25 protein-coding genes are annotated in these 22,142 nt (G+C 50.3%); 6 read left to right on the forward strand and 19 right to left on the reverse strand.

The window, feature by feature from the left end; all coding sequences use genetic code 11:
- Positions 1 to 99 precede the first annotated feature (99 nt).
- From JRC49_01610 to JRC49_01665, 12 genes are all read right to left on the reverse strand, one after another.
- Complete coding sequence (locus JRC49_01610) at positions 100 to 813, reverse strand: DUF554 domain-containing protein (protein ID QTE71550.1); 714 nt, start codon at positions 811 to 813, stop codon at positions 100 to 102.
- A 21-nt stretch (positions 814 to 834) separates the two neighbouring features.
- Complete coding sequence (locus JRC49_01615; GenBank protein ID QTE71551.1) at positions 835 to 1,584, reverse strand: GNAT family N-acetyltransferase; 750 nt, start codon at positions 1,582 to 1,584, stop codon at positions 835 to 837.
- Positions 1,585 to 1,609: 25 nt separating this feature from the next.
- On the reverse strand, positions 1,610 to 2,011 hold the full coding sequence (locus JRC49_01620; GenBank protein ID QTE71552.1) for a GNAT family N-acetyltransferase: 402 nt from the start codon (positions 2,009 to 2,011) through the stop codon (positions 1,610 to 1,612).
- A 62-nt stretch (positions 2,012 to 2,073) separates the two neighbouring features.
- Positions 2,074 to 2,601 carry a histidine phosphatase family protein gene (locus tag JRC49_01625; GenBank protein ID QTE71553.1) on the reverse strand — a complete coding sequence of 176 codons (528 nt, stop codon included), beginning with the start codon at positions 2,599 to 2,601 and terminating at the stop codon, positions 2,074 to 2,076.
- Positions 2,602 to 2,752: 151 nt separating this feature from the next.
- Positions 2,753 to 3,454 carry an amino acid racemase gene (locus tag JRC49_01630; protein QTE71554.1) on the reverse strand — a complete coding sequence of 234 codons (702 nt, stop codon included), beginning with the start codon at positions 3,452 to 3,454 and terminating at the stop codon, positions 2,753 to 2,755.
- A gap of 176 nt (positions 3,455 to 3,630) precedes the next feature.
- Positions 3,631 to 4,956 (reverse strand): L,D-transpeptidase, encoded by a 1,326-nt coding sequence (locus tag JRC49_01635; protein ID QTE71555.1) that lies wholly within the window; start codon positions 4,954 to 4,956, stop codon positions 3,631 to 3,633.
- Between the two features lie 250 nt (positions 4,957 to 5,206).
- Entirely contained in the window at positions 5,207 to 6,049 is an 843-nt protein-coding gene (locus JRC49_01640; GenBank protein QTE71556.1) for an endo alpha-1,4 polygalactosaminidase, read from the reverse strand.
- 232 nt (positions 6,050 to 6,281) lie between these two features.
- On the reverse strand, positions 6,282 to 8,138 hold the full coding sequence (locus JRC49_01645; GenBank protein ID QTE71557.1) for a Na/Pi cotransporter family protein: 1,857 nt from the start codon (positions 8,136 to 8,138) through the stop codon (positions 6,282 to 6,284).
- 277 nt (positions 8,139 to 8,415) lie between these two features.
- Positions 8,416 to 8,913 (reverse strand): DUF2812 domain-containing protein, encoded by a 498-nt coding sequence (locus JRC49_01650; GenBank protein ID QTE71558.1) that lies wholly within the window; start codon positions 8,911 to 8,913, stop codon positions 8,416 to 8,418.
- A gap of 1 nt (position 8,914) precedes the next feature.
- Entirely contained in the window at positions 8,915 to 9,247 is a 333-nt protein-coding gene (locus tag JRC49_01655; GenBank protein ID QTE71559.1) for a helix-turn-helix transcriptional regulator, read from the reverse strand.
- Positions 9,248 to 9,460: 213 nt separating this feature from the next.
- The gene (locus JRC49_01660; GenBank protein QTE71560.1) at positions 9,461 to 9,964 is read right to left on the reverse strand and encodes a hypothetical protein; all 504 of its coding nucleotides are present in this window, start codon (positions 9,962 to 9,964) and stop codon (positions 9,461 to 9,463) included.
- 159 nt (positions 9,965 to 10,123) lie between these two features.
- Positions 10,124 to 11,158 carry a 2-hydroxyacid dehydrogenase gene (locus JRC49_01665; GenBank protein QTE72766.1) on the reverse strand — a complete coding sequence of 345 codons (1,035 nt, stop codon included), beginning with the start codon at positions 11,156 to 11,158 and terminating at the stop codon, positions 10,124 to 10,126.
- Positions 11,159 to 11,451: 293 nt separating this feature from the next.
- On the opposite strand from JRC49_01665, the gene JRC49_01670 reads away from it, so the two are divergent.
- The 6 genes from JRC49_01670 (at position 11,452) to JRC49_01695 (ending at position 14,970) form a co-directional block, all read left to right on the forward strand.
- Positions 11,452 to 12,159, forward strand: coding sequence for a response regulator transcription factor (locus JRC49_01670; GenBank protein ID QTE71561.1), 708 nt, complete (start codon positions 11,452 to 11,454; stop codon positions 12,157 to 12,159).
- Positions 12,156 to 13,454 (forward strand): GHKL domain-containing protein, encoded by a 1,299-nt coding sequence (locus JRC49_01675; protein QTE71562.1) that lies wholly within the window; start codon positions 12,156 to 12,158, stop codon positions 13,452 to 13,454. The genes JRC49_01670 and JRC49_01675 overlap by 4 nt, the downstream gene beginning before the upstream one ends.
- A 92-nt stretch (positions 13,455 to 13,546) precedes the next feature.
- Positions 13,547 to 14,143, forward strand: a complete 597-nt coding sequence (locus tag JRC49_01680; protein ID QTE71563.1) for an accessory gene regulator B family protein — start codon at positions 13,547 to 13,549, stop codon at positions 14,141 to 14,143.
- A gap of 54 nt (positions 14,144 to 14,197) precedes the next feature.
- Entirely contained in the window at positions 14,198 to 14,347 is a 150-nt protein-coding gene (locus tag JRC49_01685) for a cyclic lactone autoinducer peptide (protein ID QTE71564.1), read from the forward strand.
- A gap of 17 nt (positions 14,348 to 14,364) precedes the next feature.
- Positions 14,365 to 14,646 (forward strand): hypothetical protein, encoded by a 282-nt coding sequence (locus tag JRC49_01690; GenBank protein QTE71565.1) that lies wholly within the window; start codon positions 14,365 to 14,367, stop codon positions 14,644 to 14,646.
- Positions 14,647 to 14,694: 48 nt separating this feature from the next.
- A complete protein-coding gene (locus tag JRC49_01695; protein ID QTE71566.1) occupies positions 14,695 to 14,970 on the forward strand; it encodes a hypothetical protein in 276 nt (91 codons plus the stop codon).
- 240 nt (positions 14,971 to 15,210) lie between these two features.
- Here JRC49_01695 and JRC49_01700 read toward each other — a convergent pair whose 3' ends face one another.
- From JRC49_01700 to JRC49_01730, 7 genes are all read right to left on the reverse strand, one after another.
- Positions 15,211 to 17,331 carry an FAD-binding protein gene (locus tag JRC49_01700; GenBank protein ID QTE71567.1) on the reverse strand — a complete coding sequence of 707 codons (2,121 nt, stop codon included), beginning with the start codon at positions 17,329 to 17,331 and terminating at the stop codon, positions 15,211 to 15,213.
- 221 nt (positions 17,332 to 17,552) lie between these two features.
- Complete coding sequence (locus JRC49_01705; GenBank protein ID QTE71568.1) at positions 17,553 to 17,837, reverse strand: hypothetical protein; 285 nt, start codon at positions 17,835 to 17,837, stop codon at positions 17,553 to 17,555.
- A 130-nt stretch (positions 17,838 to 17,967) separates the two neighbouring features.
- A complete protein-coding gene (locus JRC49_01710) occupies positions 17,968 to 18,198 on the reverse strand; it encodes a hypothetical protein (GenBank protein ID QTE71569.1) in 231 nt (76 codons plus the stop codon).
- A 67-nt stretch (positions 18,199 to 18,265) separates the two neighbouring features.
- Positions 18,266 to 18,985 carry a TFIIB-type zinc finger domain-containing protein gene (locus tag JRC49_01715; GenBank protein QTE71570.1) on the reverse strand — a complete coding sequence of 240 codons (720 nt, stop codon included), beginning with the start codon at positions 18,983 to 18,985 and terminating at the stop codon, positions 18,266 to 18,268.
- Between the two features lie 54 nt (positions 18,986 to 19,039).
- Positions 19,040 to 19,831, reverse strand: coding sequence for a hypothetical protein (locus JRC49_01720; GenBank protein QTE71571.1), 792 nt, complete (start codon positions 19,829 to 19,831; stop codon positions 19,040 to 19,042).
- A gap of 92 nt (positions 19,832 to 19,923) precedes the next feature.
- The gene (locus JRC49_01725) at positions 19,924 to 20,901 is read right to left on the reverse strand and encodes a hypothetical protein (protein ID QTE71572.1); all 978 of its coding nucleotides are present in this window, start codon (positions 20,899 to 20,901) and stop codon (positions 19,924 to 19,926) included.
- Between the two features lie 62 nt (positions 20,902 to 20,963).
- Positions 20,964 to 21,935 carry a hypothetical protein gene (locus JRC49_01730; protein QTE71573.1) on the reverse strand — a complete coding sequence of 324 codons (972 nt, stop codon included), beginning with the start codon at positions 21,933 to 21,935 and terminating at the stop codon, positions 20,964 to 20,966.
- Positions 21,936 to 22,142 lie beyond the last annotated feature (207 nt).

A 22,142-nucleotide genomic window follows, 5' to 3' on the forward strand; every position in this document is an offset into this window, starting at 1 on the left:
CTTGGTTACCTCCGCACATGAAATGGTTTTAACGATTAAACAACAGGATTTATCATTCGCTGTATGCTGAATATACTCCTTGCTGCATCATTCGATTTGTCAGAACTGAATCGGCAAAAAGGACGCTGCAACCGCCAGGATCACCGCCGGCAGCAGATTGGCCACCCGGATCTTCTTTCCCCATACCAGGTTAAGTCCGACGCAGAAAATCAGCACAGAACCCACCAGGGACAGGTAGCCCAGGGCAGCTTCTGTCATAATCGGCTTAATGGCTGAAGCCAGCAGCGTCAGGCAACCTTCCCAGATCAATACCGGAACAGCGGAGAAAGCACAACCTTTCCCAAGAGAGCAGGTCATTACCATCACGATAATCAGGTCCAGAATAGACTTGGTGCCCAGTGTGGACCAGTCTCCGGATATCCCATCCTGGATAGATCCCATAATCGCCATTGCGCCGATGCACACCGTCAGCGATGCCGTCACAAACCCGTTCACAAACTGATTGTCCCTGGCATTGCCCGTCTTTTTCTTCAGCCACTCGCCAAAGCGTTCGAACAGGCTTTCAATATTGATGATCTCACCGATCAGGCCGCCAAGTACAAGGCATCCCACCACCAACATGGATCCGCCGCTGGGCAGCAGATTGTGATGCAGCATATAGTTCATTGCGCCTGCAATGCCCATAAAAAGCGTTCCAATGCCGCAGGCCATCGTCAATGTCTCCTGATGGCGGTCTTTCAGCAGCTTTCCGAACAGATGTCCGCAGATTCCGCCAACAATGATGGCAGCAGTGTTAATGATTGCCCCGGTCATAGTATTTTCCCCACAATAATTTTACTGTTCCCTGTTAACCTGCTTCATATACCAGTAAGTATATACCTTTTCAAATCCCAGCTTCCGGTACAGGTTCAGTGCCACATTGTTCCCCTGCACCACCTGCAGGTATGCATACCTTGCGCCGTCTTCCTTCGCTTTGGCCAGGATCGCCCGGCAAAGCTTTTCGCCTAGGCCTTGTCCCCGCTGTGCAGGATCCACAACCACGTTATGCAGCAGAACGTATCCCTGTTCAGACGCAGTTGACGCACAGGCGGCAGGTTTTCCGTCCTTCATTACTGTACAGTAGATCGTATCAACGACTACTTTGTCAACAATCTGACGGAACAATTCCTGTTCTTTTCCTTTTCTGTTCTCAAATTCGAAATAGGCCGGCAGCCACTCCTGCGGTTTCTCCGCGAAAACGCATTCGCTCATATCCGCCGCCAGGTCGGTGTTCTTCAGGTCCAGGATCATCACGTCCGTAGGCGTGACCACCTTATAGCCCCGTTTTTCCAGGTAATTGGAAAGTTCTGTATCATACTCTGTCAGTTTGAAAAGTGTGGGCAGTCCCTGCTTCGCGTAGCATTTCTCGCAGTATGCCACTTTCTCCTCAATTCCCTTCCGGGAAGGATAAATCACGCTGATGGAATTTGCCCTGCCTGTAAATCCTTCAGAGAACCGCAGCAGCCATCCGTCATACTGCATCACATTCAGTGCCACATGTCCGTTAGCCGCGATCTCTTCCAGAAAATATGCCTGTTCTTTCATCTTCTTTATCTTATCCTTTATCACTTCAGAATTTCATAAAGCCGGTGCATCCGAGATCTGACAGTTTTCGGAAGCCGGCAGACTCATAAAAGGCGATGGTTTCGGGCTTGCTGTCCGTCACCAGTTCAATCTGGCGCACATGACCGTATTTGGACATGATCTCCTTCAGCAAGGCCGTTCCAATGCCCTTCCGTCGGTATTCCGGAAAAACCAGGATATCCTGGACAAACACAATTGTTTCCCCGTCCCCGACAACACGAATAATGCCCATCAGTTGTTCTCCCTCATATGCTCCCAGCACCAGCAGGGAGTTTTCATAGCCTTTCCGCAGAGCTTCCGGATCATCTGTATAGGCTTTCCACCCAACCGCGGAATACAGCCCGATGATCTCCCGCTCGTCATAATGCTTATATTCTCTGATCTCCATTTCAGTATTACCTTATTTTTCAGTTTTAAGTTTTAAGTTTTCAATATTCATTAGCGATACGATTAAAAATCGTATCGCCTTATTTCTCCATTCTTAATCCCAAATCCTGAATACTCGTCATTCGTCATTTCCCGGAAATAGGATTCCACCACCCTGGCAATGCCGTTATGCGCCACCAGGATAAAGTCCCGGTCATCCTTTTTCAGGTCATCAATCAGGTTATAGATCCGCTGTGCCACATGGAGCATGGACTCCCCGCCCTCATATCGGTTCAGGAACTGTTTCTTTGCCTCGAAGAATTCTTCTCCGTTTCGCGGCGTAGACTCATACTTTCCGTATGCCTGTTCAAACAGTCTCGGTTCTTCCTGCATCGGTATGCCGGTGACCTCGGAGATGTGTCGCGCTGTATCCTTAGCCCTGGAAAGCGGAGAATACAGAATCAGATCCGCGTGAATGCCTTCCGCCAGGATCTTCTTTCCCGTTTCAATTGCCTGCTGGTGACCCTTCTCCGTCAGCGGGCTGTCCGTTGCCCCGCAGATCTTATTTTCCACATTCCACACGGTCTCCCCGTGCCTGACAAAATAAAACATCTATCGTCTTTCCTTCCCGAATGCCTTAGTCATCACATTGGCCTCAAGGCCAATATTTCACAAAGCCGCTTTGCGGCTTTATTTCACATCTGCCAAAGGCAGAAATTTCACATTCCGAAGCTGCTTTTTGTTGCTTCGGAATATTTCATTTTCAATTTGACTTTTCCATTGCCATATTAATTAGTTCATTAATGTGTATTTCCACGCTGTCCAGGCAGTCTACCGGGCAGTTTCCGGGATTCAGGATCATCGGCAGCTCAGTGCATCCCAGCACAACCGCCTCAATTCCCTTCTCATCCCGCATCTTCCGGATAATCCCCTGGAACTCCTTCAGCGTGGATTCCTTCACAATGCCGTTTTCCAGCTCCTCCAGGATCCGTTTGGCAACGAGCTCCCGGTCTGCCTTTTCAGGAATCACAACCTCAAAGCCGGCCTCCCTGAAATCGGTTTTCATATAATCCTGCTCCATCGTAAAGATGGTGCCCAGCAGGCCGATTTTCCGGTATCCCCGGTTCAGTGCTTCCCGGCATACTGCCTTGGGGATGCTGACCAGCGCAGCCTTGGTTTTCTCCTGCACTTCGCCCAGCACAATATGCATCGTTCCCGCTGTCAGGGAAACGATCTCCGCACCGCCGGCAACCAGGCTGTTCACCTTTTCTGCCAGGTAGTCTGCCAGCAGGTCATACTGTCCCCGCTCAACATACTCCCACGCCCGGCGGAAATTAACACTCTCGATGGCGATATCCGGCATTGCTTTGCCGTCCGTCATCCTGTCAATTCTTGTATTCAGTTCTTTATAGTACATGAGGGTGGATTCGGGTCCTGTCCCGCCCACCAGTCCAATCTTCTTCATAGAAACAACTTACTCATTTTCCCTGTCCGCAGACAGTATATTTTTAAGTTATTGAGGAGGCATCAGTGTTTTAGCACTGCTAATGCCTCCCATGCTACAGCCGTCCATTTCTGCGAGCCATAAGCGATGTAGAAATGGAATACGGCGATCGCAAAGCTTTAAGTTTTCAGTATTAATTAATTTTTGAGATAGTCATAATAGTCCTGCCGCAGCGAATTCAGCAGTTCCTCATGGTCTCCGCCCTCAGCGTACAGCTCGTTTATTTCCTGAATTTCCTTCAGTCGTCGTGCCGGTGCGCAGTTGGGACAGGCTTCCAGGTGGCTGTAGGGCTCCTCATCCAGCTGGGAGTAGGAGAACTCCGTGAAGGTGATCCCCTTGCCGTTGGTGCAGTGATCCTCGCTGTGGTAGTAGGATCCGCCGTTCGGATTGTAATACAGCTTCGTATCCGGATCCGGTATTGGCAGCTGTCTTCCCTGCCAGTCTTCCCAAATCACCACTTTGACCTTGCCGCAGAGGTTCTCGGAATTGACCAGGTTATAAATCCAGGCCATGTTGATTCCATCAGGAGTCTTCAGGCGCTGTACCCGGATACAGCCGTGGCTGCACTTGGTACCCAGTTTCGGCTCGGTAGACTTGTAATTGTTGCTCCCATCCCGGTTTTCCTGATGAGGCACTTCATGCACTTCATCTCCACCATTGAAGCGGATTGCGTAGGAGCAGATCAGCCGGTCACTGGTCAGCTGGCCGGTCATGTTGATCAGCAGGAACTCACCGGATCGGGTCTCGTTGTACGGCTGATACTTCGATCCGTTCCACTGCACCAGGCCGGTGGAGCACAGGAGCGTGGCGATCATCTTGCCTTCCTGGAATACATACAGCCGCTGTGCCAGCTTATCCACCACCAGGGCCAGCCGGCTCGTAGGCTGTACCTGCTTCAGGTACTTTGTCGGAATGTATCCGCTCACAAGAATATTCCATGCCTTGGTCTTTGTTGCCGGTTTGGAAAAGAAAGAGCTGGAATAGCACTCCACCAGGGACCATCCGTTATCCAGGTTCTCAATCACACGCACGCCCTGGGATAAATTGGATACCTCGCCCAGGATCTTGGACTTATCATCCGGTTCCTGGTACAGGTAGGTCTGCATCTTCGTCAGCTGGGAACGGCTTTTTCCCTTTACCTTTCCCAGATCCACAACGGTAATCGGCTCCATGAGCATATTCCATACAACTTGCTCGTTGCTGATATCCATGGGCGTCGTCCAGTAAGAGGAACCGATATCCTTTGTATATTTGCTGCCGTAGGAAGGCGTAAAAACACCCGATGTGCTTGCTTCAGCAGGTTCTTCTGCCGGTTCATCTGCAGTTTCAGATGCCGTGCCCTCATCCAGATCCAGCCAGCCCTCTTCTTCCTCGTATTCCATCTCATCTTCTGCGATGGCAGGAATACATGAGCCAAGCAGCACCAGGACGCTCAGTAAACAAAACAGGGATTTTATCTTCATTCCGAGTAAATACTCCTTTGGAAAATCTAAGGCATACTGTTAACAACAGTATGCCTTATTGTACCCTTGCCCACTCACTTTTTCAAGTTTTCACACTCACGCACTTCTATGCCGTCAGCAACTAAAACTTTCGAACGCAGCTCGATTGTTCGAATAAATTCATAGAAATCGCTTCCGTTACCGGAAGCGATTTTTCCACCATTTTTAAGTTTTAAGTCTTAAATTTTCAGTATTCATTAGCTTGATGGCCTTAGCCATCAAGCTCAATAGAGTCCGCCACATAATACGTGTATCCTCTTTCCTCGCAGAAAGCCTTGATCTCTTTCACCAGTTCCTCGTCGATCGTGTACTCCAGCAGGTAGATCTCTGCCCCCTGGGAGCCATAGCGATCAATGTAGGACACAAAGTACTCATGGTCTTCCGGTTCCGCCGTGCCGAAAGTGCCTTCATCCCACAGGATCGTGGAGAATACGGATTCCTGGTTGATGCCGCTGATCACGTCGTCCCATTTGCCCCCCTGCTCGCAGTAAGCGTCCAGGAAGGTATCGCCGCTGTTGATAATCACCTTTTTGCCGGTTGCCTTTAGGCCCTTCATGATCACCGTCAAGCCTTCCAGGATTTCTTGCTTCGGATGCACATAGTAGACGTCGCAGTTGTCCACGAAGAAGCCGTCAATGTCCTTCTCCAGCAGGCCGGCTGCGATATCATTCAGCATAAAATCCTGCCAGCGTTTCTGGGAAACGTCCACCCACACTTCCTCTTCCCAGTGCTCGTAGGCACCCAGGGACAGGTCTTTGTACTCGTCATAGTAATCCCGGAAATCTTCCAGGGAACCGATATTGATATAGGAGAAGACTTTGTGTCCTTTACTCCGGAACACGTCCAGTTCTTCTTTGGGATAGTACTGGGCGTCAATTACAACGATCTCATAGTCCGCAAACTGCTCAATGTTTTCGCAGATGCTCAGAAATACGCCATAGGGGTACTTGAACGTCGGTGCCTGTTCCGCCCCGGCCAGTCTGGTGCAGCAGGTCAGTACGATCAGTATGATCGCGCAGAAAACAGAGATGGTCCCTTTGCCTTGGTTTTTCATATTCTTTTTTCCTCCATCCGGCCTTCCGCCGGTTAATTTACTTTATTCTACAACAAACGCAAACAATGTTCAACAAATTTGCAAAATTTGTTTTTTTCCTGCTTATCCTTTGGTTAAAACCAGAAACTTGAAATCCCGCTTCATTATAAACAACAGCCTGCTGTTTCAGCAGGCTGTTTACGTCTCAACACTATAACATTTTTAAGTTTTCAGTCTTCAGTTTTCATTAGTTTTACGCGTTCTGTTCTTCCGGCAGGACGTCGTCCAGCGTTATCTGCTGTCCGTCTCCTTCCTCCTGTTCCTTCAGCTTGTCAAACACCAGCTTACGGGTCTGCTTCAGCACGGTTCTGTATGTCGCGTCACCGTTCTCATCCAGCGTTTCCAGGAATCTGTGTTCACGGGAAGCCAGTTCCGGATGGATCCGAACCAGCGTAGCCATACCGGTGTTAGAGCAGATACCGGCAATGCGCTTGTATTCCGCCATCAGATTGGAGAAATACGCGTCTGCCAGCAGTGAGCATTCTCCGGCACTCATCCGGTTGAGGTGATTCTGCGTCATTTCGTTGATCAGGTCATTCACCACGTGTACCTTGGGCTCAATCTGGGAAGCAGCCTCTTCATCCCTTCCGGAGAAGGCTTCCTCTGAATCCTTCAGGATATCCTGAATCAGTTCCTGCAGGATCTTGAGTTCCCCGACGCACTTCTTTGAAAAGGCGGTGTTATTCTCTGACAGCTTTGCCGCGATATCGGCAATCTTGACCGCCTGGTCTCCCAGTCGTTCAAACTCCGTCGACTCCTTGTAATACTGGTTCAGCATCGCGGAGTTCTGCTCATTCTGCAGGTGTGGAAGCAGTTCCACCAGGTAGCGGCTCAGATGGTCCGTCAGCTTGTCCAGCTCCCATTCTTCCGCATTGATGGTGTCATACCGTTCCTTGGAATAGTTCTCAATCTGCTGCTGGGCCCTGTCCAGGTTGTCCCGGGCAATGGTAAACATAGTCTGCAGCGCTTCATAGCAGCTGTTCAGTGCCAGTGCAGGCGTATTGAAGAACACCGGACGCAGGCCTTCGAATATCGCGCTGTATTTGCTCTTTTCCGTCTTTTTCTTCGGCACAATCCTGTCGCTCAGCCGCTCATACAGTCCGATGGTCGGGAGCAGGCAAACCGCGCAAACCAGGTTGAAGATCGTATTGGTGTTAGCGATGATACCGGAGTTCACCCTGGCATCCCACAGGTTGTCCAGCAGGCCTGTCTGATGGACGATTGCCACCACAATGAGCACCATGGCCGACTTGCTCAGGTTGTACAGGATGTTGACAATACCGACGCGCCTGGATTCCCGGTTCGCGCCGATGTAGCAGACAATGGCCGTGGTCACGCAGTCCCCCAGGTAGACGCCGACGATAATCGGATAGATCGCCTTGAAGGTCAGCAGTCCGCCTGCGGAGAACGCCTGCAGGATACCAATGGTTGCCGAGGAGCTCTGCAGCACAAAGGCTACGCCTGCGCCGGCCAGGTAACCCAGGAATGGATTATCGCCCAGACCTGAAAATATCTCTTCTACCATGCCTGACTGCTGCAGTGCGTTTACGGCACTGGTCATGTTCAGCAGGCCGGAAAACAGGATACCGAAGCCGATGGCGATATTGCCGATGGACCGGGAATTACGGAAGAAGCCGGTCATAATCAGCAGGATGCCGATAATCAGGGCAATGGGTGCCAGTGTGGAAGGCTGGAAGAACCGCAGGAAGGAAGTGTCTCCGGAGGTGTTCAGGTCCAGCAGGCGGATAATCTGACCGGTAACTGTGGTACCCACGTTTGCGCCGATAATAATACCCAGGGACTGGTGCAGCGTCAGGATTCCCGCGCCGACCAGACCGGATGTAATCACGATGGTTGCTGTGGAAGACTGGATCAGTGCTGTCACCGCGATGCCCAGCACAAAGGCCGTAAGAGGATTGTCCGTCACCTTTTCCATGACGTTTTTCAGTGTTCCGGAGGAATTCTCCTTCAGGGAATCACCCATCAGGCGCATTCCGTAAAGGAACATCGCCAGACCGCCGAGGAGGGACAGGATATCAAAAAAGTTCATTTCGTTCGTCTCTTTCGCCTGATCTCAAGGATTGCTGATAGTAAAAACACCTAAATCTTTTTTATCATATCAAAATCAGACACATCCGTAAAGAAAAGAAGTCACACGCGCCAGTAAAAAAACAAAACAAGGGAATGGCTAAACCGTTTCCCTTGTATCTGTCACATTCGATCTATGATCGAATATTTCATGTTGCAAAGCAACATTTCACGAATCGGCACTGCCGATTTATTTCACATTGCCGCAGGCAATATTTCATTGAGGTTGCCCAGCAACCTTATTCGTGCAGCAGTCTTTCTTTTTCCAGCGCTTCCCTTTTACCGTGTATACGTCCCAGGCAGTACATCAGAAACGTTGCGCACAGAAGATTGACCCAGGAAAACCCGTTACGCACATTGACCAAGCCTATGAATATGTTGAGCGCCCCTATCACAGTAAGCACCCTGGCTATCTTATTGATATGATCTATTCTGGAATCTATATCAGAGTACAGTTCAAAGGGACCGTCTTCTGTTTTCTTTCGGTAGAATCCCCATGGGCCCAGGCGTCCCACACATTCAACACCGTCTTCCTTCAGCAGCCTTTCGTAATTCTCATCACATACGCCCATCTGTACCCTAACGCCGTATTCTCCGGGTTCAGAACGAACAAACCGGAATTCACAGATTCCTACTTCATCCAGCGCCCAGCCTTCCATAGCCATGCCGTTCAGCCAGGCTTCCATTTTGTCATAGTCCCAAACAAAGAACCATTTACGGATCTTCATCGTTTCCATCTTATAATTCCTCCCCCAGTATTGTCTCCCCGTTCCGCACAAGTTCCTTCAGGCGCTTCACTTCGTGAACCAGAATTCCCTTTCCCTTTTCAGTCAGGGCGTAATCCTTCCTTCTGCTTCCATCATCTGCCGGCAGTAAGGTAATCCATCCTTTATCGCACAGGGTTGTCAGTGCGCCATACAGCGTTCCCGCCGCCAGCCGCACCCGTCCGCCGGACAATTCTTCTGCCTGCTGCATGATGCCGTAGCCGTGTCTGGGTTTGCACAAAGACAGCAGTATATAATATGTCTGCTCTGTCAATGCCGGATAGTCTGGCACTTCTGTCACCTCCATCCATTGTATCGGTTTTCGATATATCGTAGCCTGATTATATCGTCTCCCGATATAGTTGTCAATACCCCCTCCCAATAAAAATGTGCGCCGGCTCTCAATCCAGCGCACACAAGTATCTGTCACATTCGATCTATGATCTAATATTTCATGTTGCAAAGCAACATTTCACAAATCGGCACTGCCGATTTATTTCACATTGCCGCAGGCAATATTTCATTCATGAACATGATCATCATCATGTTCATGTTCGTGATCATGCTCTTCTTCATGTTCTTCTCCGTCATCGATCACAACTTTTCCCTTGCCGTTGCCCTCACTGTACTCCATCAGCAGCTTATACTCGCCCTCTCCGATTCCCGGGCCCATTTCCTTTCCTTCCACCATCTGCTCAGTCCAGATATTATTCCCGTCCTTGGACAGGGTCATCATGCACGGGTTGTCGCACTCCATGCTTTCCACAATAATCTTTGTCTTTTCAGTAACGATGATATCAATCTCATGGTCTCCCCCATGGGGCAGTTCATATGTAAACGAGCATTCCGTCACATATTCATGTTCTTCATCGGTAATGGTCTGTTCAATATTGATCTTGCCAGATTCATGATTATGATTATGATCATGCTCATGGTCATGCTCGGTATAAGCGTAAACAACATACAACAGCGTCGCAATGATAACCGCAATGACCGCGAAAAGGATAATCTTTTTCTCTTTCATGTCTCTGGCTCCTTTATGCAGATGATTTTACAGATACATTACGCGCCAGGCTTCCTCATTACAACCAAACCTGCATAACTGGTTCAATAATCTGCGCAATTAACAAAAAGCAAGACAAAGGGGCGATTCCCTTTGTCTTGCTCTGCTTTTTCCTTCAAATCAGAAGCACTTTTGTTTCCGTTCCTTCCGGCACTGTTCAATACTGCCGCACCGGTAGCACAGCTCATTATCGCATACTCCGTCATTCCGGAAACAGGACAGGATATTGTTCACGGTGGTCTCTGCAATATTGTTCAGCGCTTCCTCCGTCAGAAATGCCTGGTGTGAGGTCACAATCACATTCGGCATGGAAATCAGACGAGACAGCAACTCATCGTCCATGATGTGCCCGGATCGGTCTTCAAAGAATACGTCCGCTTCTTCTTCATAGACGTCCAGGCATGCAGCGCCGATCTTCCTTGCCTTGATACCCTCCAGCAGCGCTTCCGCGTCGATCAGGCCGCCGCGGGACGTGTTGACCAGCACCACACCCTTCTTCATCTTTTCAATCGCCGCTGCGTTGATCATATGCCGTGTTTCATCTGTCAGCGGGCAATGCAGGGAAATGATGTCGCTCTGCTCCAGCAGTTCATCCAGCGCTACGTAGTCAATCCCGCTGTCTTTAGCCGGAAACAGGTCATAGGCAATCACCTTCATGCCGAAGCCCCGGCAGATATCGATGAAGATCCGCCCGATCTTTCCGGTTCCTACTACGCCCACCGTTTTTCCATGAAAGTCAAATCCGGTCAGCCCGTTCAGGGAGAAGTTGAATTCCCTTGTCCGGTTATAGGCCTTATGGATGCGGCGAACCGAGGTCAGCAGCAGTGCGATGGCGTGCTCTGCCACAGCATAAGGGGAATACGCAGGCACATGCACCACATGGGTTTTCCCAAAGGCGTGCCGGATATCCACATTGTTATATCCTGCCGACCGGAGTGCGATGATCTTCACGCCATACTCATACAGCTTGTCAATCACTGCGGCGTTCACTGTGTCATTCACAAAAACGCAAACTGCGTCGCAGCCTCTGGCCAGATCCACAGTATCCTCATTCAGCTTTGTCTCCAGGAACCGGAATTGTATATCCTGCTGCCCGCCGTAATACTCAAAAGAAGGCCTGTCATATGCCTTAGCGTCATAAAAAGCAACTTTGATCATCTGTCTCTCCTCCTTCTCCCTCTTCCCGGGTCAGTTTGTTCTCTACATAAGATTATACCACAACGCGTTTTTCTCCTGTTGATTATCTTTTTAGCTTCCTGTTATCCCCGTCAATCGTTATGCGCCTGTAATTCAACATTCGCAGCTGATTCTGGTCTGTTCTGTTTGTAAAGTATACAAGATAAAATCAGTACGGACGTTTATGATTTTTGTAAAATATGATATACTTGTTGCAGAGACCTGCGGTCTTCGGACGAAGTAGAACATACGGACAGGGGTGTGAATACTCTATGAATATTGCCGTTTGTGATGATCTTCCCGAATACCGGGAAAAACTGAAAGAGCTCTTATCTCCCTACATTGCTTCCAACAATCTGGATATTGCGGAGTTCAGCCGCGGTGAAGACCTTCTTGCCTCCTGTGAGGAAGGCAAATCCTGGGATATTGTCTTCCTGGATATTGAGATGGACGGCCTTACAGGTATTGAAACCGGCAAGCGTCTCCGGAAGCTGCAGCGGGATATGATTGTCATCTTTGTCACCAGCCATGTCAGCTATGTCTCAGACGCGTTCCGCCAGGACGCTTTCCAATTCCTCCTCAAGCCTGTCCAGGAAGAGGATTTCCGGAAGGATTTTGAGCGTGCGCTCCGTGTGTGGAAAAACCGCCGTCGTCGTTATCTGATCAAATGGCGCAACACCAGCAACATGCTGGAATACCGCAGCATTCTTTACCTGGAAGCCTACCACCGTCATATTTTTGTCCATACCTCGGATGAGGATTATGAATGTGTCGGCAAGCTCCAGGAGGAATATGCCAAGCTCAGGCCCTTTGGGTTTGCCCAGTGCCACCAGGGATTCATCGTCAATATGAGCCGGGTTGTCAGCATCACCAAATCATCAGTGAAACTGGATAATGGAGCTGAAGTGCCGGTCAGCCGGCGGCATTATACCAACCTGATGAGCGATTTCAATCTGTATATGGCGGGGAAACTGATATGAACTGGATGTTTTATGCTGTTGATCTGATCGGAAACTGTATGGAAGAAATGGTCGCCATTTCCTACTTCCGCTCTATCTCCGGTGACAAGCTGAAGTCTGGCCGGGGTATGATTTCTATGTTCATCATTTTCACGCTGTTCCGTATAGCCATATATTTCATATTCCGCAACTCTCTGATAAACATGGCTGGCGCTGTTATCACATTCATTGCCTTCTCTCTCATGTTTGAGATGACGAAAGTCAAACGGTTTATCTTCGTTCCGATCCTTTTTATCTTGTCCATGTTCTCTGAGGCAATGGTCGGAGGAATGCTTTCCGTTGCAACCGGCATCTCTGTTGAAGCCGGGCAGAAGCTCATCCTGTTCAATGCAGCTGGAGTACTGATCTCCAAAATGGTGCTGATCTCCATTATCAAGGTCATCCAGTTCATCGTACCGTCCTTCGGTGAACGGATTTCCGGCTACCTCATGGTTCCCCTGCTCATGCTGCCGGTAGCCTCCTTTATGCTGATCTATATTCTGGGCGAGTTCAATCTTCTGGAAGGGCCTTCTCCCCGGGCGTTGATGGCTTCCTGTGCCATGATCCTGCTGGCGTTTTCCAATATCGGCCTGTTCTTCCTCCTGGAATACCAGCAGCGGGAGGAAAAGGAAAAAAACCGTATGCAGCTCATGCAGAAGCAGACTGAAGGACAGATTGCCTTTTACCGGGAGCTGGCGGAGCGGCAGAAGATCAGCAATAAAACCATGCATGATCTGAAAAATCAAATGTTCGCCCTGTCTGAAGCCATGAAAACAGACTCGGATAAAACCCGGGAAATCATGGAAAGCATTTCCGGCAAAATCTTTGCCGCCTCCCCTATGACCGTTACCGGCATCGATGCGGTGGACTCTCTTATCTTTTCCAAGAAGCAGCAGATGGAACTCCACGGCATCCGATATGAGCAGTCAGTACACATTTCCCCCGGAACCTCCTTTGATCCGCTGGATCTGTGTGTTCTCCTCGGCAATCTGCTGGATAACGCAATTGAAGCCAACGAAAAGGTGGATCCCGACAAACGTTTCGTCTCCCTGACCATAACACAGCAGGAAATGTGGCTCAGCATCACCATCACAAACGCGGCTGTGGAAACCGTCAAGCTTGATGGCAAGACAATCCACACCACCAAAGCACAGAAGGAACTGCACGGTTTCGGCCTGAGCAGTGTGAACGAAATAGCCGCCAAATACCAGGGAAACTGTACCTTCCGTTCCACCGATCATGACTTCACCGCTTATCTGATTCTTCAGGATGCATGACCGTACCATAATTGCAGATTAAGCGACCACTTTTGCATAAATAATTGAATTAAAAACGCCAAGATGATATCTCTTTTTGCAGGTGATGAAAAATGTTAGCGTCTCAGGCAAAAAGGATATCATCCTTTTGTATCTCAAACGGGATTATCAATGAACCGGACCGGGAGAAGTATGACTATTGCTATGAGGTCCTGCTTGCCACGACGCTGAATATTGCTGCCGTCGCCCTCATCGGCCTGGTGACCGGTTTCCTGGCGCAGACGGTTTGTTTCATGCTTGTTTTCGCCCTGCTGAAAAACACTGCCGGCGGCTATCATGCGGACAGCCACCTGGCCTGCTTTGCGGGTACAGTCGGCACTTTTCTTTTATACAGGCTCATAGCTGCGTTGATCCCTGCAAGTGTGCTGTCCGCCGTGGCTGCTGTGTTCGCCGTATTCGCCGGGATTACGGTTTTCCTGCTTGCACCCGTAGGAACGGAGAACAAGCCCCTCGGCAGGCGTCAGAAAGGACAGCTGAAAGAAGACAGCCGTCTGCTCGTTCTGTTCCTTTGCATGGTTGTCCTGTTCCTGCTGCTGCAAGATATCAGTCCCCAGTGGGCTTTCTCTGTCAGCAGTGCCATCGCGGCTGTTTCTGCATCCCTGATTGTGGGCAAAATCAAGTTCTCAAAAGCAGAGACGTCCAACTCTTAATCCGTATGTCGCGGAATGCAGGTTCCGTGCAATAAAAAAAGGAGGAGATCCCAAATGAAGAAGAAACTGACTGCTATCCTGGTATACCTGGCCGGTGCGGCCTCCGTGTTTGCGCTGGTGCTCGGACGCGTTTCCGCGGCCCGTGCCTGCACATACTATTTCTATCAGCCGAAGGTTCCGGACTGCATGAAACAGGACGACTGACAAGAAAGGTTAATCACATGAAAAAAGCTATCACTGTAGTCCTTATTATCGTTCTTCTTGCGGCTGTTGCAGGCTTCTGTCTTGCCGCAGTGCATGAACATTCGTACACGCTGGTCACAAAGACCTTCAGTTCCTACTACTCCAACCCGCATCATGTAGCCGGGTGCCATAACTGCCCCTATGCGCATGATCATTATGTCGGTGGACGCAGGACTGAAAGATATGAATGTTCCTGCGGGGACAGCTGGACCCATGAATACTATGATCCCAATACAGAGTACTGCCCCTATTCTCATTAACCTAGGGACTTTATTCAATCAAAATAAATAAAAAAGGAGGAAGACACAATGAAGAAGTCCATCGCCTTGGTCCTCGTTGCCATCATGATCCTGTCCATCGCAGCAGTCGCCTTCGCGGCCTGCAACCACAGCTGGTACGATGTGTCCACCACTCGGAGAGTCATTAGCACTACGACTGTTGCCAAACCCCATGGATGCATCAAGATGGCTAACCCGCATACTCATACGAAATATACGTATGAGTTGACACAGCGCTATGTTTGCAGCAAGGGTTGCGGCGCGACTAAGTTGGTTACCACCACCTATTCTGAAGAAGTCCATTAATCTGTTTTTTCAAAGTCCGGTTCCTTTGGGGAACCGGACTTTTTCCGTCTTGCGCATATACACGTTGTCATTCCGACCAAAGCCGCTTGCGGCTGCGTGGAGGAATCCCTTGATAAAATTGCCTGCCGGAAATCCGACAGGCAATCTTTTATTCATGGTTTTTGGGTTGTTCTCACGCTCGGCTTCAACCGGGCATTTCACATTGATCGAAGATCAGTATTCCATTGCTGCACAGCAGCCTTACTCTCCCTTGGCATACGCAGTGGCGTAAGCACCGGCAAGCCGTCCGCTGGTCAGTGCCCAGCCGGCAGCAGCACCGCCGTAGGTCACATAGGCCTTTTCGGAAGCAAGCAGCACGCCCAGGGAATCATTACCAACAGCGTAGAGGCCGGGCACGGGATTGCCGTCCACGTCCACAACGTTCAGGTTGGCGTCAACTTCCACGCCGCCGCAGGTGGAGTATACGTAGGAAGCGCCCTTGATGGCATAGTAGGCGCCGCCCTGGTCTTCCACATTCTCGGTCAGGTTCTCCAGTCCCAGCTGTTCAGCCAGGGCTGCCAGGGAATCAGCCTTGAACACGTCGCCGTAAGCTTCGCCGACGCTCAGGATCTGATCCAGGTCAGCAACCGGCACACCGGCTTCCACAGTGCCGCCCTGGGCCAGGAACATGGGTGTGTTCGCGGCGGCCAGGCCATTCTCCTTGAAGCCGTTCATCTCGTTCTCGGAGTAGATCACGTAGTAGGTGGGGCCGGCTGCCCATACGTCAAACGCGAAGAACATGCCGATCTTGTCATTCACCTTTACGCCGTCCTCGCCCACCACGGGATAAGCCTTGTCCAGCGCCAGGGAAGTCAGAATGGCCTTCTGGTCAGCGGTCAGGTCATCATTGCGGACGATGTTGTAAACCTGCGCGATGTGGGATACCGGCACAACGTCCAGGTTGTACAGGTTCGCGTTCACAGCGTTCTGGGCCATCTTGATGCCAGCGCCGTCACACTGGGTCATGGCTTCGGTTCTCCACACACCGTGGATGTATTCGTTGGACAGTTCCTCATCGCCGATGAAACCACCGGTAGCCAGGATCACGCTCTTGCCATGTACCAGGTAGGTGGTGCCGTCCCAGGCAACTGCCTTCACGCCGGCCACCTTGCCGTCTTCCACAAGCAGCTCGGTCGCGGTCAGCTCCAGCTTGTAGTCGTTCTTTTCGTTCATGGCCTTGGCAGCTTCCATGGCTTCCACATAAGCGTCATCCTTGGTCTTGCCGTCTTTGCCAGCGTAGGAAGTCCAGACCTTCCATCCGGCAGGATGGAAGAAGGCTTTCATCTCATCACCGAACTGGAAGGAATACTTCTCCATCCAATCCAGGGTTTCGCCGGAGTTGTTGATGAACATCTCAACCACGTCCAGCTTGGCGTCCTGCTGTCCGTCAATGGTGGTGTATTCAGCCCAGTCAGCCAGCAGTTCTTCCGGAGGAACGATCTGGCCGCCGTTGGCTTCCACGCGGGACGGCGGGTTGATGGCCATGGGGCCGGCGGTGTTGGTGGAGTTGCCGCCGATCTTGGCAGCCTTTTCAATACCGAACACGGTCGCGCCGCTCTCTGCAGCGGACAGGTAAGCAGTCATGCCGGCGCCGCCGAGACCGACCACGATCACGTCATAGTCGTTCAGCTCGACAACAGCGTCAGACTTCTCCACGGGGGCATGCCAGTCGGCAACGCTTCCACCCGCCATTTCGATCGCCTTTTCAACCGCCTGCTTCACAGCACCGGAAGCAACGGTCGCGCCGGTGATCACGTCGGTTTCCAGGCTCTGGTTTTCGATCAGCCGGGGATACAGGTTCTCTTCAACCGTGGCAAAGATCACGGGGGTGTTGCCCGCAGTCACGGTCTCAATCTTGGTCAGCTTTCCGCCTTCGAAGGTGATGTTCAGCGTCATCTGCTCGGTCACGGAATAAGCGGGTACAGTCACGGTGTAGGTGCCGTCCTGCACGGGAGTCGCTTCCGCTCCGGTAGCTTCTGCCTTGATCATCTCCAGAGCGGTCTTGATTGCTTCAGAAGTCACGGTTGCACCGGTGATTCCTTCGATTCCAGTAGCGTCCAGTTCAGCCAGTTCTGTGCCGGCCAGTCCAGCCAGCGCACCCTCATTCAGGTCATTGGCTGCTTTGCCGCCCACATCAGGCGTCTGTGTAGATCCGTCCGCAGCGATGGAGACAATTTTGCCTTCGCCGTCCACCTCAACGGTCACTGTTACGTCTCCGCCGAAACCTGCCACTGTGGCAGTCAGCGGTTCCTGGGCCGCGGCAATGTTCATGACGCTCATGACCATCACCAGACTCAGAAGAAGAGCAATCCATTTCTTCATACTGTCTTCCTCCTTTATATTGACAGAAAAGAATAGGTTTTCCATGGGTAAATTATACTCTTCTCTTGTTTACTAAACAATTATATCAATTTGTGTATACAGTATTTCTGACGATATTATTCCGGACAGGGGGGGGCGGTTCCTTGTCCGGAAGTCTTACGCTTTCCAGGCACTTTAAAGGACCGATCCGCCTCTGCGAACCGGTCCTTTCAGGAACCTCGTCACTGTTGTTTGTATTGTACAGGCTCGATAAACTCTTCCTGCTCCGGAGCGGTTTCCTCCGCCGCTTTTTCTTCTTCCGCGGCTTCCATCGCGTCGTTTATATCTTTCCTTCTTTTGCTATAAACATACCAGACAACGCCGAATACCAGGCCGATCGCCAGCGTCTTTACAGGGAAAGCAAACCCCAGGGCTCTCATCAGGATCTCAAGAAAGGATTCTTTACTGCCCAACCTTCCATTGATTTCGTGCATTTTAATCGCTGCATAGATTATTTCGATCAGCAAACAAACCAAAGCAGCCGACAGAAGGCCGATAAAAATCCTGGACCCTTTTCCAAATACGGTTTCTTCGCGATCGCTGTTTTTCTTCTTACGGCACATGGCGGCATTTTCACTCCTGTACAATTACTAATTCTTAGTTGATCTTCGCGTCAATCGCGTCAATCATATCATGCAGGATATTGACCCGGTCTTCCCACTCGTAATACTCTTCCTCTTCCATATCGGGATCCGGTTCCAGGGTCATCATCTGGTCCAGTGTTTCCAGAAGCTGCTCCTTGAAGTCCGCCAGTTCCTCCTGATCCATTTCGTCCAGCAGGATTTCATCCAGATCATCAATCTCTTCCGGTTCAAACGGCATAGACATGTGTGTCTCCTCCTTTCGCCAGCCTGTTCACAGGCTGGCAAATCTTCACTGTTCACTCATCACTGATTCAACTTTTCACTTTGACCCGTTTTCTCTTCTTTATCTTTTTAGACAACTGCTTCAGGATTTCCTTCCTGGCTTTCCTTTCAAAGCATTCCGGCCTGGCGGTGATCATTTCCAGCAGGAACTCCTCATACCGCTCAATGCATTCCGGGAAGCAGCTGAACAGTTCCCGCAGCGTACCGTAAACGTCAATTGCGCTGTAACCGAAGGCATAGTAATAATTCTCCGGTTTTCGCATGTCTGCCCCGCTGTTTCGGATGTATTCCGCCATCAGCTCTGTTCCCTTGCGGATAAACAGCGCATGCGCGTCAATGAACAGGTTCACATCCACCATCTGGTTTTCTTCCGGGGTATCCGTCGCAATCTGCCTCAGGTATACCTTGGACATGTTGATGATGCTTTCCAGGTTCCTGTACAGATAGTTGCAATCCTGCGTTGCCACGGATGTGACAGCATACAGGTAGATCGCTTCCCAGTTCTGCGGATCCTCCCGGAGCGCCAGATCGTAGTACTTCAGGGCGTCCGCATAGTTGGTCCCGGCAAAGAAACGCCTGGCCAGGATAAAGTAGTTATTCCGTTCTTCCGATTTGTCAATCTTTACGGTGCCCAGCATCTTCTGCACTTCCGGAAGGCTGTACTGCATCCCGCAGTATCGGCATACAAAGACGCCGTCCTTCTTGATCAGATCTGTGCTCCCGCATACTTCACATTTTATTGCTTGCATTGCTTGCCTCTCTGCCCGGCTGTCGCCAGGCAGCAACCTCCTACCTCCTACTTCCTAACTCCTGACTAGCGCGTCGATCTCTTCCTCAGTGTATTTCTTCGATGTCAGGACGCTGTACTTATCCGGGAACACTTCCTCGCACAGTCTCAGTTCCAGTTCCTGCCGGTGAATAAAGTGCCGGATCAGTGCTTCCTCGCCTTCCAGTCCCCTGGCCTTTGCGTAGGGACATTCATTGAAATACTGCATCATCAGCGGGAACCACAGTTCGTTTCCCTGCTCATCGGAGCGCTCCTTCCGGATCACCGCCAGGTTTCCCCGTACATCTTCCGCCTTCAGGATCACGATGCGGTACTCCTTTCCTTCCAGCGCTTCCCGGACCTTCCTGTAGAACGCGATGATCTCTTCATCTGAAGCGTTCCGGAACAGGGTCATATCCTCCACCGTATTCTGAAACAGGGAGCATTCAAAGATCATCCCATCCTGGTTCCAGTTCCGGTACCGGCTCAGCACAATGTCCTGGAATTCTTCCCAGCTTACTCGGTTATTGTAGATCTCATACTGCTCCAGATCCTGGTAGAACCCGTGGTTGTCGGTCCGGATCTTCGTGTAGCAGACAATCTTCTTTTCTCCTTCGTCATATGTTTTTTCCTCTATTTCCTTCCGCATTTCCGGATACTTCTTCAGGATTTCCTGATACTGATCCTCGTTCAGATACGCGCACCAGGCCAGTTCCACCGGGGAATAATCCCCTTCCTGCTTTAAAACATACTCCGGTTTCTTTTCTGCAATCATGCGGGCCAGCGTGCTCTTTCCGCTCCCCTGTAAACCTTCCACAAAATAGTTCATGCATATACCTCTCTTCATTTTTATTTCATTGGGCATTATGCATTGCGCATTGTCTTCAGTCCTCCTGTATCAGCGATTATGGCATCATTGTCTCAGTTCCCATTCATCAATGATACTATACCCCATTCTTCACACAGCTTTGTGTTTTCCTGCTTCCACTCCGTAAACAGCTCCTCAAAGCTCTTTCCGTATGCTTCCTGAAACCCTTTACCGTCAACATTCAGATGAGTAAATACCAGGTCTTTCCCGAATCGTTCCACAAGAAAATCAGTAAAGCATCCTGCCTCTTTATAAGTGATGGAGTTTATCATCGGATGCTCCTGCTGGGTCTCTGTCATGGTCATCACGCTGTTGCAAACTGCCATGTAGTGTTCGCCTATATTGAATGGCTGTTCCATCAGCCAGGCCCAGCCGTGATAATATACCCTGAAATCCGGATATCCTTCCTCATCAACCCATCCGTTGCCTGCAAATATTTCTTTTATTTCTTCAGCCATCCCGTAATTGTCTGACCTTGCCATGTTGTTCCGGCAAGCTATCTCGGATATATATTCCGCGATACATTCTCCCCAGGCTGTTGTTGGGATTTCAAATGTTGCGCAGCTGTATGTAAGGTAATGGGCATACTCATGCAGCAGACCGCGTTCTGCCGCATCCCATCCCGTATACAGCCTGATGATACGTTTCTCCTTGCCGAAATACTCAGCACCCGCACCGTCAGTCACGGTTTCGCTTTTCCCGGCAAAAGTCGTATAGATCGGAATCGGCGCCACATCACCTTTCAGGAAACCTTTCATCACTTCCCTGGCGTCGGCGAAGTCCTGCTCCATGTTCTCCAGCAGTTTATACATCCCTTCATAGAAAGCTTCCTCGCCCAGCAGCTCGATGTCTGCCTTACCCAGGTACAGCACCGCGGATTCTGTTACCACCTTATAGGGATAATTCTTCTGATTATCCCCGGTATTCTCTTCAATCTGGTATTTCTGCCCTTCTCCCAGTGCGCTCACTGTGCAGCACAGGGCCAGCGCCAGAGCCATCATAAACGCGATTCCACGCAGACCTTTTCTCATCCGGCTGTACCTCGCTTTCCTTGTAAGCAGAACGTCTGACTTTTTATTCCTGTTTCCGGGTATCATTTCCCATTCGCCAATGCTGTTATACCCCATTCTTCACACTGCTTCTCGTTTTCCTGCTTCCACTCCGTAAACAGCTCCTCAAAACTCTTTCCGTATGTTTCCCGGATTCCCTTACCGTCAATGTTCAGATGGGTAAACACCAGGTCTTTCCCATAGTGTTCTAGCAGAAATTCAATAAAGCAACCACCCTCCAGATCTGAAATGGAGTTAAGCATCGGGTGCTCCTGCTGCTCTTTGGTCATGGTCATCATATTGTCACATACAGCCAGGTAACGCGTATCAATGGCGAATGGCTGTCCAAACATCCAGGCCACACCGTGATAATACACCCTATAGTCCGGATATCCTTCCTCGTCAACCCATCCATTAGCTGCAAAGACAGTTTTTTCTTCTTCCATCAGTCCGTAATGCCAGGCTCTTGCCGTGTAATTCCGGCAGGTGATCTTCGAAACATACTCGGCTATGCATTCACCCCAAGCACCTGCTGTCACTTCAACCGTCGCGCAGCCATAAGTGAGATAATGCGTATACTCATGCAGTAAGACTTCTGCAGCCTGTTCCCAGTTATGAAACAGCCTGATTCCTTTTTCCGGGCCATAGTAATATCCAGAGTAGAACTGTGCCTCTTCCGCCCGGCCGATAAAGTCCGTATAGATCGAAATCGGTGCGACCTCATCCTTCAGGAAACCCTTCATCACTTCCCGAGCATCGGCGAAGTCTCGATCCATATTCTCCAGCAGTTTGTACATTCCGTCGTAGAAAGCTTCCTCGCCCAGCAGTTCGATATCTTCTTTGCCCAGGTACAGCACTGCGGATTCCGTTACCACCTTATAGGGATAATTTTTCTGATTGTCCCCGGTATTCTCTTCAATCTGGTATTTTTGTCCTTCTCCCAGTGCGCTCACTGTGCAGCACAGGACCAGTATCAGAGCCATCATAAACGCGATTCCACGCAGACCTTTTCTCATCCGGCTGCACCTCGCTTTCCCTGTAAACAGAACGTCTGACTTTTTCTTCCAATTCCTCACTCAAATCCGCATTATACCGTACCCCGCGCCTTTTCTCAACACATCTGCCTATATGACGTTAATCCGTCCCTTCTTATTCCTCGTGATGCAGAAGAAGCTCATACAGCTTGCTGCTGCATGAGCTTCTTCTGGTTTAACCATTCATCA

This window comes from Clostridiales bacterium FE2011, from assembly GCA_017569305.1.
Classification (GTDB): domain Bacteria; phylum Bacillota; class Clostridia; order Christensenellales; family Aristaeellaceae; genus Aristaeella.